The sequence below is a fragment of the Sphingobacterium sp. Mn56C genome, assembly GCF_049319645.1.
In the GTDB taxonomy this organism is placed as follows: domain Bacteria; phylum Bacteroidota; class Bacteroidia; order Sphingobacteriales; family Sphingobacteriaceae; genus Sphingobacterium.
The window spans coordinates 1,460,595-1,478,668 of the sequence record NZ_JBMOUC010000001.1; the positions used below are offsets into that span (position 1 = coordinate 1,460,595).

The window sequence follows — 18,074 nt, forward strand, 5'->3', positions numbered from 1 at the left end:
ATCTGGTATTTTTGGGAACTCTACGCCTTGCTTAGGCTGTATTTATGAAGCCATTATTTACCGACAGCATAAACCATAAAGTTAGTTCTATCAGATTTAAAACATTAAACTAAGGGGAATAGAAAAAATAGCTAGCATAGAATCGCTCCGAAATAATGAAAGTGAAAAACTAACCAAAAGTACAGGCGTATAATACAATTGTACGATCGTCTTTAGCTGAAAAAAATGCAAACAGAACGATTTGAACGGAATTGTCTAATAATAAAAATAGACCACCTCCAACAAACCACCGTTTTAGCGTCTATTCGATTCGTTGGAAAGGTGAAGCTTACACGCGCGTAAATGCAGTCTGTCTCCAATATGTTCAGGAGGTAATCGCCGGGAAGGAAAGCAACAAAAAACGCTCAAATGCCAGGGTTATACCCTGGCTCCCCTAACAAAGGGCTAGTGCCTAAAACCTCGGCGTTGCAGCCTTGGCACAGTGTCGGCATTGCCTACATAGGCGCTTGGCAAGATGGGAAACCAGCCCCTGTAGTAGTCTTTTCTTAATTCTTTCAATTTATCGGCCACAAACACCAATGTATACACCCCTTTATCGGCGGCAGTATAGCCCCAAACTGTAACCCCTTCTTTGGCCGAAAGCAGGGTATAACTATCTCCTACCAAGGAAATCACCTTTTTCATTGTCATGCCTATACGTACCTTTTTGATAGCACGGTCTACATCTTTACTATCCTTGGCAACAGCGGCGCTGCCTAGTAGCGCCAGCAAGAAAAACAATACAACTCTTTTCATCCTTTTTTATATCTAATAAAACCTATTTTATGTCCATCAAAAGAGACCTCACAAGCCCTTATCCATCTGAAAAAAAACTATTTAAACAAATAGAACAACCAAATATCCCGCTTAATCAAGTGTAGAAAAATTATTTTTGATGGATGGGCTTTTGCTTAGGATGAGTGGTAAAGTTCTTTTACATATACACCTAAGCAACCCAAGACTTTCAGCGCATAGCCTATTGAAATTTGCTAGAAATTTATTATCATAAGATAAATTTTAACCTCCATATTGCCCCTAATTTTGGCCTCATAATTAGAAAATCGTTGGTAACCGTCCTGCAGCATGCTGAAATGGACCGACTAATATTTAACACTTAAAAGAGCAATAATGAAACAAAAAAAAGGTCCTGTATCGCAGTTTCTGGAGCACAATTTTTTACACTTTAATGCGGCAACAGTAGTGGATGCGGCACAGGCTTATGCGGCACACATAGACAATAAGGGTAGCATGTTAATTTCGCTTGCCGGTGCCATGAGTACGGCCGAATTAGGCATCTCCCTGGCGGAGATGATACGCGAAGGAAAAGTCGATATTATCAGCTGTACCGGTGCAAACCTGGAAGAAGATATCATGAATCTGGTTGCGCATACGCAATACAAACGTATTCCAAACTATCGTGATCTGACAGCACAGGATGAACTTGATTTACTACATAGCCATTACAACCGGGTAACCGACACCTGCATCCCGGAGGAGGATGCCTTCCGTAAAATTCAACGGCATATCGAAAGGCTATGGAAAAATGCGGAGGAAAATGGGGAACGGTACTTTCCACACGAATACCTGTATCAACTGTTGCGAAGCGGGGTATTAGAAAAAGAGTATGATATAGACCCAAAGAATTCATGGATGCTGGCTGCAGCAGAGCGCAATTTACCGTTGGTAGTACCCGGCTGGGAGGACTCCACATTGGGTAATATTTTTGCTTCTTATGTAATTAAAGGGGAGCTGCAGGCCGCTACAGTGAAAAGCGGCATCGAATACATGGTATGGCTTGCCGGATACTACGAACAACATGCTGTAGGTCAGGGCATTGGTTTTTTCCAGATCGGTGGAGGTATTGCTGGTGATTTCTCCATGTGTGTAGCGCCTATGCTCGTCCAGGATTTGGAAAAAGAGGATATTTTAAAATGGCGTTACTATTGTCAGATTACCGATTCAACCACATCGTATGGCTCTTACTCCGGATGCACCCCCAACGAAAAGATTACCTGGGGAAAATTGGATGTAGACACCCCGAGTTATGTCATTGAATCGGACGCTACCATTGTAGCCCCCTTAATCTTTGCTTGGATACTAGGGAAGTAATCCTATTGCTTTCCACGACTTTTTCTATGTCTACCCGATACTATGGCGGATGCAAACAACCTTGGCCAAAGAACGTTACCTACTCAAAGATGGCAGTTTTAGGGGTTTTAGAACACGGTATTTTATGGTTTTGTGGATCGTCTGTTGCAGCAAAGGTCGCCTAACAGATCCTCTCCCCGAACCCCAGACGACATTGGGCGGCTACAATTCTGCCTTCCGGTGTCGGAACGGGCTTTGGTTTGTGGCGTGGATCTGTGCGGCATAATCCTCCGCCTGAAGGGGGACCCAAGGGGTTTGGGGAATGGAAGGTTCCCCAATGGACACATGCCATGCTGCCGCAGGCTGGCACCTTTGACTGGACGGAGAGAGAGATGTGCACCTGCGCTAGTGGGCGGTTGTTTCATACAACAGCATTATAGCTGCCATTAGGCCTATAATGGAAGTGTGTTTTTATGCAAAATAGCTTAATTATTTTTTTCTGGCCTAGGTGAGTGGGAATAGTGGAACAAACAGCTTTATTTATTTTAGTAAGTATATTCTATTTGCCAGATTTTGTAAGTCAGCGGTGTCTGTATTACAAAGAATGATTAAGATTTTATCGAAGTTTTTGTTTACCATGATTTCAGAATTAAATCCGTCAATACTTCCACTTCTTCTATAAACATTTGCTTTATCATCTTCTCCTTCTCCAAATGAATAGTTATGATAACCGTAAGCTAAATGCTTAGTAATTTCATTTTCATGTACAAAGCCTGTATTTTCCAGTTTTAGAGGTATGATGATCAAATCTTCGATTGATTTTGAAAATTCTTTTTTTGTAATATTTTCAATTACTTGAGAAAGTAGCACAAAGTCAACATTGTTATAATTAAATTTTACAGTATCGTTTGATGACTTACCAAGGTTTTATAACACAACTATCAGCGTTGGGATGCTTTGAGACTGTAACGTTCCAGCAGCTGGGCGAAGGAGCGGTCTTAAAAGCCGAAACGTTCCACCTAGCACTTACGTCGCTCTTTTATTAAACGACCTGTTAGCCGTAGTTATTTTTTATCTTCATAATATTCCAGCCATTTTTTTATTCTTCCAACAAACATTTTAAGATAGTTTTCTGTTAAAAATATATTAGACCAATCAAATCGTTGAGCTTGAACGCCAAGATAAAACACAAAAATTGAAGCGCCTGCTTCAGGAATTAATTGTATTTCGTTTTCAGATAATTCTCTCTCACTTTTATAACCATTTAAAAAACTTTCAACTTTGATTTCGTATTCGTTTTTATCTGTTTCGATAAAAAATAATTGTTTACAAAAGTAGGCAATGTCTAAAATTAAAGAACCGTTTCCGCAATTATCAAAATCAAAAATTATGATTTCATTTTCTTTATTTACGCTCAAGTTGTCGTACCAAATATCAAGATGTACTACTCCTTTTTGATTTTCAAGAAGATTACTTTCGTCAAAACTCTTGGCTATTTTTGATGAAATTTCTTTTAAATAAAGCATTTCATTTAAGTCGTCTGAAAAAAATACGTTTAGAGAATCATAAGCTTTATACAAAAGAACATTAGCGCTATAATCTATCCTTTCAATTTTTTTTGTGGCAGTTACGTTGTGAATCTTTGCCATAACTGAACCAATTGCAAAGCACGTTTCATTTGTCATAAAACGCATTTTTTCACCTTCTGCAAAACTAAAAAGTACAACATATCTCAAACCTTCAGGAGCGTTTATTTCTTGAATATAATTTTCATTTTTATCTACAATTGGAACTGAAACGGAAAGATCATGAGTTTTGAGTAACTTTAGAAGTTTTAATTCTTCCTCAATTTCAACTCTTGTTCGCCAATTGTGACAATAAACTCGGACAACATATTTTCTATTCTTATTAAACATAAAATATGTGTGATTCACTCCAGTTCTAAAAAGTTCACATTTAAAATTATCTGCTAAATTATATTTTTCGCTAATAAATTCTCCTAATTCATTGTGTGACAATATTGAAGCGATTACGGGAAAAGTTTTCATTTATTTTTAGAGTTGAGTTTGGATTTAATTAAGGCTAATGCTGGGATTGCCGAAAGTTAGCCGTCTTTAATTGTTTGTAAATGTTTATGCATTTATTTACTCAACAGCAAAAATACAAAACAAAAACTGCTTTGGCTTTCTTTAAATCACATCAGTTTCAACGTTGAGAAACAAAAGAGCGTTCCATTCCTTTAAATTTGTGCGATATTTTTTCCGACATTCTCGTTGAGAATTTTTCCATAAATCTGTGTACTGGCAATATGTACTGCTTTTTCCCGTATTACCAAAAAAATCATAAAACGGCTGTAAAGTCTTTATTTACAACCGTTTTACCTGCTATTAATCTTTGATGTGTTTTTACTCAAACTTTATTTTAAAGTTTTCAGGGAAAAGCTGTATTAGTTGAATACTAAGCACTTATAAAGATTATAAAAAAAGTCAGGTAACGATTTGGTAACGGTGCTTATTGGCTTGACAATGCAACAGCTATACATTAAATTTGGAGATAGGATTAAAGCCTTCGGCGGTTCCTTTTAGGATTGACTATAAATATGATTTATTAACTCTACTGTTTTTCCCAGTTAGATATTAATGTTTTTACTATTCGTTTAGATTAGGAAGAAATCGTTTAATTACTTTCCATTCATTTTCGTAGTAGCTATTATGTACTGATTTTCCTTCTGCTGAAAAACTTTTAAAAATTAGCCGTTTAATATCTCCATAAATATTTTTAGGTAAAATTTTGTATTCAATATTTTCGGTAGGTTGATAAACAACTTTATATCCTTGCAAATGTAAAAGTTCTCTATTTGAAATATTTTCAGTTTTATGAGCTTTAAAAACAGTTTCTAAACCTCGTTTTATTTTTAAAGCAATAATCGCATCTTCTTCAATCAATTTGAGATAGAGAATATTGGCATTTGGATTTTTGCCATTTGAATAATGATAGTTCATTCTCTTTTCTAGTATAGAATTTACATAAACTTTGTTTATATGTCCATTGTCATAGCATTGAAGGAGAAACCCCTCTTTAAACTTTTCGTCAATAGGTAATGAAAATAAACAATTCTCTTCTGAATGCTCTTGTATTTTGTATGTGTTGTCACTGAAAAGATTGAAGTAGCAAAGAATTTTGCTATCATAGGAAAATAGATTTAACTGATTTGATTCTTCTAAATCTTCATCAATCATATCAATGAATGACCTGTGTTTATGATTTGTTGTCGTGCCATTTAATTGATTTATAGAATTAGATATTTCACTATTTTCCTCTAAAATGTCAATGTATAATTTATGTTTCGGCAAAACATATTCAGGTATTTCTGTTTCATTCTCAAACTCTATTTCATCTTCAAACACTTCATTTAATTCAATTGTTTTTTCAATAATTATTTTGTGGTCTTTTTTCGTATTATTTTCAATAAAATCTATAATTCTTTGTATTTCTTCTTGTGGACTTCTTTTAAATGCTGAATAAAGTACACGATATACTTTCCAACCAACACGTTCTAAAAATTCTTGCCTTTCAATATCGTAAGCCACATCTTCAGGAAGTGAATGAAAAGGGTCGCCATCACATTCTATAGCAATCATTTTTCCATTATTATGGATAACTAAATCAATTTTAAAGTTGATGTAAACTTGTTTTCCAAGTTTGTGATTATAAAAAAGTTCAGCTTCTTTTACATTGTATTGGGGTTGGATATAACTATACCCATTTTCAATAAGTGCTTTCGCAATATCAAATTCAAACCAACTGTCAAAGGGTTCAGGTACATTGTGTCTAAATCTTTCAATATTATTGTTGTTAATTTGTAATTGAGAAATGGGTTTTGCTTCATCTTTGAAGAAACTCAAAATATTAATTCTAAAGTCATTTGTTTGTAAATCATTTTGCTCAACAGAATGAAATAAAACCATTTGTTCTTTTGCACGACTTAATGCGACATTAATTTTTTTAAATTCGTCTTGGTCATTAATAATTGCTCGTGGTTTGGCATTTTGATTTTCTTTCAATTTCTGAAAATCTAATGCAACTCCAAGAGAAACAATCATAACATCTCTTTCATCCCCTTGGAATTTTGGAGAATCTTCTATAATAAGTTTATGCTTATCTATTTTTTCCTTTCCAAATTCATTGGCTAAATCTTCTTTTATATCCTTTAGTTTTTCAGTATGCTTTGTCAATCCCAAACTTACTACGCCAATAGATTTATTTGCATATTGCTCCTCTTTTAGAATTTTTTGAAGAAATTTTTTAATTTCTTCAATTTCTTTGTAAACAATTTTGTCTTCTGTAAATGCATCGTTTACAAAAACAGTTTCTTTTGGATTAAGTCTGTTTGAGTTAATCTGTTTCAGAGGTCGTAACGAATTGTCATAAAAATGAAATTTTGAGAATTCAATAATTTCCGGAACACATCTGAAATGTTCTCTCAAAGTTAGATTTGCAGTTCCTGCAACCATCTTTGAAAGCATAAACAAACTATTATCACTTTTAATATGAAGTGCGTTTGCTCCTAAAAATTTCAGATGTTTATTTTTAATAGATTCAAAATCGTTTCCGTCAGCTCCTGTCAGACTACTTGGAGATGTTTGTTTGTCGTCTCCAACGATTATCATATTTTCTGCATAATAACTTAAAATAAGGCTATTAAAGTCTAATTGACTTGCTTCATCAACAATAACGCAATCAAAAATTTCAGGCTCACTTCCAACCGAATTTAAAACATCATTAAATTTCATTACCCAACAAGACAACCTCTTGCTAATATCAATACTGTTCTTTCGTGTAAGGATTTGATATTGAGTTTGGTTACGAATCTTTCTAACACTTTGAGATAAATTATACTTGTATTCTTCAAGCAAATTTATAAATGCATCAATTTTATTATTTACAAACTTGTTTTTAAAGTTTGACTTTGCTAGGTCAAACAAAATATCACATTTAAGTTGGAATATTTTTTTGTTTATAAATGATAATTCTTCTTTACATTTTTGTAAATCAATAAATTCGTTTTCTATAATGAACCTATTGGCAGAAGCGTATTCGAAATTTTCCTTTGAAATATAATGATTAGGAATATTTTCAAGAGAATCAAAAGTATTTGGAAGCAAATCTTTCAAATACTTTTTTAAGTTGAGAAATATTTGTTCTACCTCAAGCTGTTTTCCAATTTCTAAAAATTTGCTCTTTAAAAGTTCAAAATCTTGTGCTTCTCCAATTTTTTCAACAGGTAAAAAGTTTAAAAAGTCATTTTTTAATGAAGATTGTTCAATTATTGAATCAATATTTCTTAATACTTCAATTTTTTTAATTAATTGATGATTTATTCTTCGTAATTTATCGATGTCATCTTGAAATGATATTGCTTTTTTTGATATATTGTCAATATCAAACAAATTGATTTGAGTGTATTCTGAAAAATTTATAAAGTCCGCATTGAATTGAATTTTAGAAACAACTTCCTTATTTGTTTCTATCTTTTTCAAAACCTCCTTTAAAACGATGCTTTTTTCATAAAGATTGGAGTTATCGTCATAAGAGAACGAAAAACCATTTTGTTTCAACAAAGTGAAATTTTTGTTGATAATAATGAGGTTTTCAATTGCCGATTTTAATTGTAATATTTCAGTTTTGTTATTACACTTTTTACCATTTACAGTAAATTGTTCTAAATATGAAACTTTTTTAAAATTAGAATTGGTGAGTTTTGTAAAAAATCCTGCTTTCCCATTTTCAGCAAACGATAGGTAAGTTTCTATGTCTAAAAGATACTTTGTTCCATTTTCAGTAAGGTTACTAAAGGATTTATTTATCGTAACATTTTCTTGAAAAACCTTATTGTTTAATTGTTTCTGTATATTCTCTAATTGATTAATGTTTTTGAGAACAATATCCGAGTTAGAAAATTCATTTGCAACTTTTGCGATATTTTCCAACTGAATGTTTAACACCTTATCTTTGGTATACTCATTTAATCCCAAATAATTTAATTGATTGGTGTATTGCTCTTGAATAGATATCAAGTTTTTAAAATCAAAACTTTCTAAGTTTTTCAATATTGATGAAATATCAATATTGATAGCATTATTGTATCGGATTTCTGTTCCAATTAATTGTTTGTATTTTAAAATCTCATTTTTAATAATTTCAAAACTTAATATAGCTTCATTTGATAATTCATCTTGAATCCAATTCCATTCCTCTGATTCTTTCGATTCAAATTTTTCAAATATTTGATAGGCTCTTAAATTTTCAAAAGAGTCATTAATATTGATTTGAGTGTATTCTTTTTCAAGGGCTCGAATAATTTCGGATTTTTTTTTTACATATTCAGCTTTTAAATTGTCTAACTCTTCTATTTTAGTTTCAACATTTAGATAAAAGTTGTCTGTAAGAATTTTTGAAATATTGCCAATACTTTTTTCTAATGAAAACCGATTTCGATTAGTTTCTAATTGTATTTTTGTGAATATCAAATCATCAAAAGTTTCTGGAATTTTATCAAGTAAAGATTCCAAAGCCTTATCTGTTTGGGCAGTGACAAGCACTTTTTTTCCTTGCGCTAACAAAGAACAAAGTATGTTTACAATTGTATGAGATTTTCCAGTTCCTGGAGGTCCTGTTACAACAGTTAATCTGTTTTTTAAATAATTTTCATAAATCTGTTTTTGTTCCTTGTTAAATGGAAGAGGGAAAAACACAGAAAAGTCGTCATCTCCATTTAGGTTTTTAGCTTTTGCTTTATGAGTTTCAAAAAGTTTCTCTTTAAAATAGTTAGGTTTTGTGTAAGAATTGTTTCCTGATGATTCTGGTTTTCTAATTAACAGATTAAATAGTTTTGCTTCTATTTCATTTTCATTATTGTGTTTAATAATTGAATCCATTAATTTTTCGAAGAAACGTGGCTTTCGTTGTTTAATATTTATTGCAGGAGAAAATAGCACCTTAAAATAATCTTCTCTGAAATGGTCGCTCTCAGGTCTGTAAATTAAGTTTTCAAATTCAGAATTGCTGGAAATTTTTTGAATAGATTTTGCAATCAAATCTTTAAATTCCTTTTCAAAAATGTACTCATAACCAAGTTCAGTGACTCTTTCTTCAAATCTATCAATGACATTTGATAATACTTCTTTTTCAATAGGAGTATTATTTAGAAAGAAAAAATCTGCATAAGGGTTTTCTAAATCTGAAAATGAAATTTTTACAACATTGTTTGAATCAATATCTAACGATAAAGGGAAATGAAATAAATGTTGATTGGTTTTTGATAAATTTCCATTGTTATTTAATTTGGAATATTGTATAAATCCAAGACTTAAAACGATTTCTAAATTTGAATCATTTTTAATATCATTATAAGCTCTGTAAAGCTTTGAGTACGTTTCTTTATTTTTTTTGAACTTTTTAAGTTTTTCTAATTCAACTTTTCCTTCTGTCGAATTTTGGAAACTTACAAGTTCTTCTTCGTCTCGATTAATACTTTCAAACTTGTTTTTAGCTTCGTCAAAATCAATAATTTCTAAGAATCTATTTGGGATTTGTATATTTGGTTTATACGGTTTTTGTAAAGAGAAAATTATAGGTTGTTTCTTGAATTTTGAAGAAAAAATATCAATTAAAGTGGATTCACATATACCCGAATCAATGAAATTTTCTATTTCATCAACCCAAATAAAGTTACTGGAAACAGTTGAATTCAGAACGTCTTTCACTCCTTTTTCGAGCAGTTTTTTATATTCTTTTAGAAAGGTTATGTATTGGTTGAGTACGTTCATTTATTTCAATAATAAAGTTTTCAGTCAAATTTACATTTTTTCCCAAAGTGTTAAGATAATATTATCCATATCTCGCACCTTGATAAAGTTTTTCTAATTAATCTTTTATTCTTTATAGTAACGACTAAATTACTAAGAAAGTAAATATAATTAAAATTGATTTTCTTTAAATACTATAATCTTAAAATTGTGGAACAAAAGACCGTTCCATACCCTTAAATTTGTGCGATATCTTTTGCATATCCTTACCAATTTTCTCGTTGAGTATCTTGGCGTAAATCTGCGTTGTGGCAATATTCTTATGCCCTAACATTTTGCTCAAACTTTCGAGCGGAACGTCCTCACTTAAAAACAGGGTGGCAAACGTATGACGTGCCAAATGAAAGGTTACTTTCTTTTCTTTAAGGCAATCTATCAGTTGGGATATTCGCTTTAAGCTATCATTGCAGACTGTATTTGATGGTACAGGAAACACCTTTTCGTCCTTTGACAATCCTGCATATCTCTCAATAATCATATTGGGAATATCCAAAAGCATTACGTTTGATAATGTAGCTGTTTTCTTCCTGCGTATAATAATCCACTGGTTACCGTCAAAGAAATCTTAAAGATTACTGTTTCTAAGCCCTTTCATATCGGAATAGGAAAGCCTTGTAAAGCAACTGAAAACAAACAAATCTTTAACCAATTCATCTTTCTTTTTGTCACAGTTGAACATTACAAGCTGTTCTAACTCATTTCGTAGCAGATAACCTCTGTCTTTGTCCTTTTTGGTATTCTTGTACTCGCTGAACGGATTAAAGGCAAGATGCTTTCTGCTCATTACCAATCGGCAAAGCGTGGTAAATCCAATCATATACAGCCAAATAGTGTTGTATGTTAAGCTTTGGTCGTCACGCAGGTAATAATCAAAGTCCTGCACAAAATTAGATGTAGGGTCATTTAATGATAAGTCAGAGTAACCGTATTTTGTCAGTGCAAAATTTCGCAGGTGTTTTAAAAATATTTTGTACTTACTACGTGTGCCATTAACCCGAAGTCCGTTGTTTACCTTTTTTTTTAAAATCTGCAATAAACTGTTCGTAGAATTTGAAAAAGGTCAATTCTCCGCTTTCCATTCCGAGAAAGGTATTTTTAAGTTTCACACTGTTTACAACTCCCTCGTTCTTCATAATTTTGGAATAACAGTCCTCTATACCCAAACGGATTTTGTCGAGTTTGCTGGTTACCTCTTGAGCTTCTCTACTTTTGCCTAAAACCCTACCGTACTTCAAATCCCAATTTGTTGCGGCAATATCCAACTTGGTACTGAAGGCAGACTATTTTCAGTTTACGGTAATCCTGCAAATAACCGTAACCTTTCCATTCTTCATTGGGCGTCCTTTTTAAGATAAAACAGTACCTTAAACGTTGATTTTTTTGTCGTTTCCATACTCACAATTCTTAATGATAAAATTAAACCTATATGAGCCACGGAACAATATGAAAAATCATGCAGAAAGCTGAAATACATCCGCATTATAGAACCTTGCCCCTTAAACTTATGTATACCGCATGGCCCTGTGGGGTAAGGGCCATGCAGTCTAGGATCTGCAGGGTATTAAAAATCAACCTCCGCAGGTCGTAATCCAGACCATCCCTGCTCCTGCAGGGCATCGATGGTTTTCATATCCTCCACGTCAAGCTCAAAATCCCAAATATCGAAATTTTCTATAATACGCGCCGAGGTAACCGATTTGGCCAACGGCAGGAACCCCTGTTGGAGAGACCAACGTAAACATACTTGCGCGGATGATTTTTGATGTTTCTGGCCTATTGCAACTAAGGTGTCGTTGTTTATCAAGCGGGATTGCCCTAATGGGCCCCAAGCTTCCACAAGAATATCATGCGCTTTATTAAAGGCTACCTGTTCGCGTTGTGGATAGCCAGGATGAAGCTCAATTTGGTTGACCATAGGTTTTATTGTTGCCGTTTTAAATAAACTTTCCAAATGTTCTATATCAAAATTGCTTACCCCAATAGCCTTTATTTTTCCCGCTTTATAGAGGTCTTCAAAAGCCCGCCAGGTTTCACTATTCAGCGACGCCCAGGTTTCTGGAAACTGTTTGGCATTTGCCGGCCAATGAATAAGGTACAAATCCAAATAATCCAATTGCAAATCGGCTAGGCTCTGTTGGAAGGCTTTTTTCGTTGTTTCATAACCTCTGTTGGCATTCCATAATTTACTTGTCACAAAAATAGATTCTCGCGGTAGGCCACTTTTTTTTATTCCCTCGCCCACCTCTTGTTCGTTACCATAAATAGCGGCAGCATCGATATGCCGATACCCGGCAGCCAAGGCTTCTTCGACCACTTCGGCTGCCGTTTTACTGGCTGTTAAATAGGTTCCATACCCTAGGGATGGAATTTCAACGCCATTTTTTAATGTGAATGTTTGCATCGTAAACTTTGTTTTATGAATAGTATATATAGCTGTATTGCTTTCGATTTTAATGCTTTCAGGTTTGCTGAATAAGGCCGAATATAAAAGCTAACCGCTAACCTCCATTAAAAAACGTGTTATTCGTAGTAAAAGTATAGGAAAAATACAAAATCCAAAGAAAAACACTGCCCTATAGAAGGCCCCATTCCAAACATTTACGAATAAACTCGCCTACATTTTTGGTTTGGCTTTTCCTTAGCAGCCGTTTGCGATGTGTTCTAACCGTATCGGGTGCAATAAATAAGCGATCCGCAATTTGCGGACTGGAATAGCCTTGGCTTAGCAATTGTAATACTTCCATCTCGCGCTTGGAAAATGCGGGCATGGGTGGTAATGTGCTAGCCGGCGATAAGTCGATTTGATAATATTCATTGTCGGAACCCAGCGCTGAAACCAGCACTATTTTCGTGTTCTTCGGCGCAATATGCTGTATATCGGTATGGATATTCAGCGCTTCCGTAAGTCGCCCATCCTTATCTTTGGTTAAATGGATAGATTGATGGTGAAACATATGGTAGGTGCCATCCGCCATCCGCATACGAAAACAATAGGAGCACTTGAAGTGTAATAGATAAGCAAAACCTATTTCTTGAATTTTCACTAACGTAGCCTCCTCTGCCTTAAGTACGAAATCCTGATCATCGGGATGTATAAGCTGCAGTATCTCTTTAATATGTTTAGGGTAGTCGCTAAGACCATGTAAGGCTAGTATGGCATCGGAAACCTGGTGTAAGCTGTAGTCCAGGACGTCAATTACATAAGAATAATATGGCCCTATTGCTAATATATCTTTTACCAGGCTTGCTAATGCCCTCCCCTTCCGGGGTACATAGTCCTGGCTATGCATGTCCCCAAAGCGCTCCCATACTTCGGAAAGCATATGTTCTTCCTTGGTCTCTTTCATATTTAACCGCTAAAAAATTAAATGCTATTGGATTTCGGTGATGAACTGCAGGATAGGGCTTTTAAAAAAGTAAATATACATCATTAAATATTAACAACCTACAATTGAATGTGTTATATTTAATTATTTCTATTTACAACAGCTTTTATTTGTTTATATAATACAAAAAAACCAGCCTTTACGGTACCTATTTTAGATACTGGCAAACAGCATTTTTGCTGTATCCTATATTTTTTTTGGTTTTCTAAAAAAAAAAGGACAGTTTTGGCCATAACAGAACTATAAGCAGCATTTTCCTAATTTGGATTTTTATAGGTTTAATGATACGCAATAAACTGTTAACCCCTATTTCGGGATTATATAACAATTCGGTTCATACTTAATGCATTTAACCTGTAATTATGAGTAACGTCACGGTATTTGATACGATCAAAGCTTTAGAAGAAATTCCATCTTATTCCAAACATGAACAGTTTGTACAGGGTATAATACATGCTATTGAAGCCAAAATTATCAGTAAGGGGGATCCGCTGCCTTCCATAAATGTTTTAATAAAGGAATTGGGCTTTGCCCGAGAGACCATTATGCGTGGCTATAGGGAGCTGAAAAACCGTGGTATTGTGGAGGCAAAACGGAGATTGGGCTATTTTGTTGCGAACGAGGCTACTGACCAATCGTTGAAGGTGGCACTGCTGATGTTTTTATTTGACTCCTTCCAGGAGCAATTTTACCGTAATTTTCGAAATGAGCTGGGTAATAAAGTGCATATTGATGTTTTTTTCCACCATGGCAATATTACGATGTTTGAGACCATGATCGACATGATTAAAGGAAAATATGGTGCCTACGTTATTGCTCCTATCCCACATCCGAAAACGCGGATGTTGCTGCAGGGTTTACCAGAACGTAAGTTGGTGCTTTTTGATCGTTTTGAGCCTGTGGGTTTGAAAAGTAGTTATATCACCCAGGAATTTGAACAATCTACCTACCGGGTATTGGCAGAGCTCGCTCCAACCATTAAAACCTTTGATCAGCTTGTGTTTTTTCATACTACAGAATCCTTTGACCCTATAGAAATTATCCGTTCGTACAGAAAATTTGCCAAGGACTTTGATGTAAAAGCCAAAATTGTACCGGAGTATAAAAAAGGATCCGTAAAAAAGGGACATGTTTACTTTACTTTGAATAATGCAGAGATATGGCAGATTCTGAAAGATTGTGAAACGAAAGGCCTAAGCCCGGGGAAGGATATTGGCATTTTATCGTGTAACGATGAGCTTCTCAAGGAAATTATTGGCGGTGGTATTACGACCTATTCGACCGATTTTAGTTTAATGGGTATCCGTGCAGCACAGGCCGTGGTGCAGAAAGAAACCGTACACGAACTTATACCTACCTTATTGTACCGTCGTAAATCGTTATAAATCGTTATAAATTGCTAAAAGATGTAACCGTGTTTGTGGGCCAATAATGCTGTAGACTCGATTCCCAGGTATATATGCATGGATTGTATTGACTTCCAGTGCACTGAAAACAGTTGGAGAGGCTACTGCTTAAACACAGCGTTTATTTTTCCAGTCTTACGCCGCAATTTTAATTTATAATCACGAATTACAGTGCCGCTAAATGAAATAAAACCTAAATCGTACTACAATTTTATTTTAATTACCTTTGTACCTTATATTACATTTAATAATTAAATAGTGTCCTTAGAAAAATTAAAACTTAGCAAACGTCTGCATGCCTCGATGAATGAGCTGGGCTACTTTAACGCCAAAGAATTTCAAGTAAAAACGCTGTCTCGAATTATCGGTGGTCACAGTATTATTGGTATTGCACCTGAAGGGGCTGGAAAAACCACTTCTTATGTGCTGGGGGTATTAATGCGCCTTAAATATACGCACGACGAAGCGCCCAAAGTTTTAATTTTAGCACCCAATGAGGAGCGTATTACGGCTATTGTTGACCAGTTTATTCAGATCAGCAAAAATAAAGATTTGTATATCATGGGACTTAAAGCTTCTGGTAGCATTGAAGAAGAGATTGAGGCCTTGGTTCGGGGTGTGGATATTGTGGTGGCAACCCCTAACCGTGCACGTGCTGTATACCTTAAGTTAGGGCTTAACCTGAACCGTATTCAGACGTTTATTATTGATGATGCGGAGGAGATTATAAAACAAGGGATGCAGACTCCAGTACGCGAGCTTGCTCAAAGTTGTGGCAAAGTACAGTACCTCGCATTCAGCACTGTAGAGCATCAAAAATTACATGTGATGATCGACGACTTTATGTCTTTAGCGACTACTATTGAGGTCGAGGACTTGGGCAATACGGCGATGGAAACGCATGATTTGATGTTGTATCAGGTACCAAACTTCACCACAAAAATCAATCTGCTGAATCTCTTGATGCGTGATGAAGAGGTTTTTGATAAGGTTTTGGTGTTTGTAAACAGTAAACAGACGGCCCACAAATTAAGCCAAAGTTTATATGCTAAAAAGGGTGAGGTGCAGGTGTTGAATCCTTTATTTTATGACGAAGAGGGAATTACGGATGTGAATATTTTTAAACAAATGCCAAACTGCCGTATACTTATTGTTGCCCATGAGGGGGCCTCTGCTGTCGATATAACGGGTATACCGTTTATTTTTAATTTTGAGGTGCCCGAAAATAAGGATCTTTTTGTGCAATATAGCATTAAGACTACGGACGAGGATGTTATTGCAATTACCTTTGCTACAGACATTGAACTTCCTGAGCTTAGAAAAATAGAGCAGACTATCGGCAAGAAGATAGCGACGATGCCCCTACCGGAGGATTTGGTTATCTTCCGACCATCGACTGGCCCTAAGGAAAAGGTTAAAATTGACGAAAGCCGCGGTGGCTCTTTCCATAAAAAGAAAGAGAGTAATAGCAAAACCTATAACTATGGTGGCGGACAAAAGGCTAAAATGACCATGAAGAAAAAGAAAGGGTAAATACTACCTGCTTTTAATCTATAAAAAAGCTGTTTATGCCATCCTTAAATGGGTAAACAGCTTTTTCACTTACCCAGGTCTTTTACCTATGTCAGCTAAATAGTCGTATTTTTATTTCTAAATTGGCCGCTACAGCAGTGCAATTCAAGTATACCTCAGCAATTTATCTTTGTTATTTCCATAAACCAAAGCAAAAAAATACCCTTATGTTAAAAATATTAAAACCCGCACTTACGCTGCTTTGTCTGGCTGTAATATCAGGTTTAGCTGCTCAAACAAAAGAGCTCAGCTTACCTTTTGGAAAAACAACAGTTTTATCCTCCAAAATTTTAAATGAGGATCGCAGAATTAATATCCTCCTCCCGGACGACTTCAATGCGCAAGACAGTGTACAGTATCCTATAATCTATATATTGGATGGCGGTATGGCGGAAGACTTTTTTCATCTGTCTGGAATTATACGATTCCAAACGCAACCTTGGATTGCACAATTTCCAAATGCGGTGGTTGTGGGCATTGAAAATACGGACCGCCGCAGGGACTTCACATTTGCTGTCCCTAATATTGACTTTATCGAGAAGGAAGGGTTTCGTAAAAGCAGCTTCCCACGTTATGGTGGTTCGGCGCAGTATATGGCATTTTTAGAAAATGAACTCCTCCCTTATATCAACAAGACGTATAAAGGAAATGGAAAAAATACCGTTATCGGCGAGTCATTAGCAGGTTTGCTAAGTACGGAAATCCTGCTTACAAAGCCTTATATGTTTAGCGATTACTTGATTATAAGCCCTAGTTTATGGTGGGGAGAGGGTGCCTTACTGGAGAAGGCTTCAGCGCTGCTAGACAAGAACCTTAAAAGTAAAGTTAGGGTTTATGTGGGTGCACCTAGCAAAGACGAGGATATTAAAATGTATCAGGAGGCTGAAGCCTTATTCAAAATCTTGTCCGCTAAAAATGAGGTTTATTGTGTTTTTGATTATTTGCCAAATGAAACTCACGCAACTGTGATTCATCAAGCCGTGTATAATGCTTTTCGGCTGCTCCATGCTGCGGATGGCCAGGCAAAACAGCCATGATTCAGGTAGTAGGCTAAAATCACAGGTTATTAATTTTTCACACGCTTGTGAATTTTATACATAAAAGCTATAACCAATTGGCAAAAAGTTCAATAAATACGTTTATAGGGGGCAAAAACCTACGGTTGCTAAACTTTTCTTTAAAAAGATTACTTTTTATTTATTTTTTAGCATAAATAACAGTTATTTATGCTTACCTTGCAGAAGTTTAAATAATAAAGAATAATGAATAAAGGAAAAATTAAGTTTTTCAATGAAACTAAGGGATTTGGTTTTATTACTCCTGAGGATGGTAGCGGTGATGTTTTCGTACATATTTCTGCTCTTAAAGACCAAGTTGCTGAAGGTGACGTTGTAACTTACGACACAGAAAGAACACAAAGAGGAATCAGTGCCGTTAATGTTAAATTAGCGTAACAATATATTATTTTTCTTGTAAATACAGGTGCCCACGTGTGGGCACCTGTTTTGTTTTACTGCCCTCCCTAGCTGGTATGCAGCCATGCGGCAGGAGGACCGCCAATGAAGGTTATCTTTTATTTACCTTCCGGCTAATATTCCAGCGCAACTTATTTTATCGCTTGAAAAAGCGCCAATAATTTTCCTTAGATACCCTACATTTAGCCCTGCTTACATGGCTAAGTATGGCAGGTTTTTTGTGGCTAATAGACCATACCT

13 protein-coding genes and 1 pseudogene are annotated in these 18,074 nt (G+C 35.1%); 5 read left to right on the top strand and 9 right to left on the bottom strand.

From position 1 onward, the window contains the following. Positions 1-444: 444 nt before the first annotated feature. On the bottom strand, positions 445-795 hold the full coding sequence (locus ACL9RF_RS06160; RefSeq protein WP_422799725.1) for a hypothetical protein: 351 nt from the start codon (positions 793-795) through the stop codon (positions 445-447). A gap of 372 nt (positions 796-1,167) precedes the next feature. On the opposite strand from ACL9RF_RS06160, the gene ACL9RF_RS06165 reads away from it, so the two are divergent. Continuing rightward, positions 1,168-2,148: a deoxyhypusine synthase family protein gene (locus ACL9RF_RS06165; RefSeq protein ID WP_422799726.1), complete on the top strand. Its 981-nt coding sequence runs from the start codon at positions 1,168-1,170 to the stop codon at positions 2,146-2,148. Positions 2,149-2,667: 519 nt separating this feature from the next. Here the strand turns inward: ACL9RF_RS06165 and ACL9RF_RS06170 are convergent. The 8 genes and pseudogenes from ACL9RF_RS06170 to ACL9RF_RS06205 all read right to left on the bottom strand — a co-directional run. Next, a pseudogene (locus tag ACL9RF_RS06170) lies at positions 2,668-3,012 on the bottom strand (hypothetical protein); the annotation flags it as partial. A 179-nt stretch (positions 3,013-3,191) separates the two neighbouring features. After that, the gene (locus ACL9RF_RS06175; protein ID WP_422799727.1) at positions 3,192-4,175 is read right to left on the bottom strand and encodes a phosphotransferase; all 984 of its coding nucleotides are present in this window, start codon (positions 4,173-4,175) and stop codon (positions 3,192-3,194) included. A 600-nt stretch (positions 4,176-4,775) separates the two neighbouring features. Continuing rightward, on the bottom strand, positions 4,776-9,956 hold the full coding sequence (locus tag ACL9RF_RS06180) for an AAA domain-containing protein (protein ID WP_422799728.1): 5,181 nt from the start codon (positions 9,954-9,956) through the stop codon (positions 4,776-4,778). A gap of 181 nt (positions 9,957-10,137) precedes the next feature. Next, positions 10,138-10,536, bottom strand: a complete 399-nt coding sequence (locus ACL9RF_RS06185; RefSeq protein ID WP_422799987.1) for a site-specific integrase — start codon at positions 10,534-10,536, stop codon at positions 10,138-10,140. Positions 10,537-10,560: 24 nt separating this feature from the next. Then, positions 10,561-11,028, bottom strand: a complete 468-nt coding sequence (locus ACL9RF_RS06190) for a phage integrase SAM-like domain-containing protein (RefSeq protein ID WP_422799729.1) — start codon at positions 11,026-11,028, stop codon at positions 10,561-10,563. Then, a complete protein-coding gene (locus tag ACL9RF_RS06195; RefSeq protein ID WP_422799730.1) occupies positions 10,985-11,257 on the bottom strand; it encodes a hypothetical protein in 273 nt (90 codons plus the stop codon). The genes ACL9RF_RS06190 and ACL9RF_RS06195 overlap by 44 nt, the downstream gene beginning before the upstream one ends. A gap of 299 nt (positions 11,258-11,556) precedes the next feature. Then, positions 11,557-12,396, bottom strand: a complete 840-nt coding sequence (locus ACL9RF_RS06200; protein WP_422799731.1) for an aldo/keto reductase — start codon at positions 12,394-12,396, stop codon at positions 11,557-11,559. Positions 12,397-12,568: 172 nt separating this feature from the next. Continuing rightward, a complete protein-coding gene (locus tag ACL9RF_RS06205; protein ID WP_422799732.1) occupies positions 12,569-13,342 on the bottom strand; it encodes a LuxR C-terminal-related transcriptional regulator in 774 nt (257 codons plus the stop codon). A 401-nt stretch (positions 13,343-13,743) separates the two neighbouring features. On the opposite strand from ACL9RF_RS06205, the gene ACL9RF_RS06210 reads away from it, so the two are divergent. The 4 genes from ACL9RF_RS06210 to ACL9RF_RS06225 all read left to right on the top strand — a co-directional run bounded on the left by ACL9RF_RS06210 (position 13,744) and on the right by ACL9RF_RS06225 (position 17,813). After that, positions 13,744-14,766: a GntR family transcriptional regulator gene (locus tag ACL9RF_RS06210; RefSeq protein ID WP_422799733.1), complete on the top strand. Its 1,023-nt coding sequence runs from the start codon at positions 13,744-13,746 to the stop codon at positions 14,764-14,766. A 279-nt stretch (positions 14,767-15,045) separates the two neighbouring features. Further along, complete coding sequence (locus tag ACL9RF_RS06215) at positions 15,046-16,320, top strand: DEAD/DEAH box helicase (RefSeq protein WP_422799734.1); 1,275 nt, start codon at positions 15,046-15,048, stop codon at positions 16,318-16,320. Between the two features lie 206 nt (positions 16,321-16,526). Then, positions 16,527-17,396, top strand: coding sequence for an alpha/beta hydrolase (locus ACL9RF_RS06220; RefSeq protein WP_422799735.1), 870 nt, complete (start codon positions 16,527-16,529; stop codon positions 17,394-17,396). 225 nt (positions 17,397-17,621) lie between these two features. Further along, entirely contained in the window at positions 17,622-17,813 is a 192-nt protein-coding gene (locus ACL9RF_RS06225) for a cold-shock protein (protein ID WP_422799736.1), read from the top strand. Positions 17,814-18,074 lie beyond the last annotated feature (261 nt).

Bases quoted from the DNA above. Each gene is read 5' to 3' on its own strand.
- ACL9RF_RS06200 (WP_422799731.1), bottom strand. From the start codon at position 12,396: ATGCAAACATTCACATTAAAAAATGGCGTTGAAATTCCATCCCTAGGG.
- ACL9RF_RS06165 (WP_422799726.1), top strand. From the start codon at position 1,168: ATGAAACAAAAAAAAGGTCCTGTATCGCAGTTTCTGGAGCACAATTTT.
- ACL9RF_RS06160 (WP_422799725.1), bottom strand. From the start codon at position 795: ATGAAAAGAGTTGTATTGTTTTTCTTGCTGGCGCTACTAGGCAGCGCC.
- ACL9RF_RS06180 (WP_422799728.1), bottom strand. From the start codon at position 9,956: ATGAACGTACTCAACCAATACATAACCTTTCTAAAAGAATATAAAAAA.
- ACL9RF_RS06225 (WP_422799736.1), top strand. From the start codon at position 17,622: ATGAATAAAGGAAAAATTAAGTTTTTCAATGAAACTAAGGGATTTGGT.
- ACL9RF_RS06210 (WP_422799733.1), top strand. From the start codon at position 13,744: ATGAGTAACGTCACGGTATTTGATACGATCAAAGCTTTAGAAGAAATT.
- ACL9RF_RS06175 (WP_422799727.1), bottom strand. From the start codon at position 4,175: ATGAAAACTTTTCCCGTAATCGCTTCAATATTGTCACACAATGAATTA.
- ACL9RF_RS06205 (WP_422799732.1), bottom strand. From the start codon at position 13,342: ATGAAAGAGACCAAGGAAGAACATATGCTTTCCGAAGTATGGGAGCGC.
- ACL9RF_RS06220 (WP_422799735.1), top strand. From the start codon at position 16,527: ATGTTAAAAATATTAAAACCCGCACTTACGCTGCTTTGTCTGGCTGTA.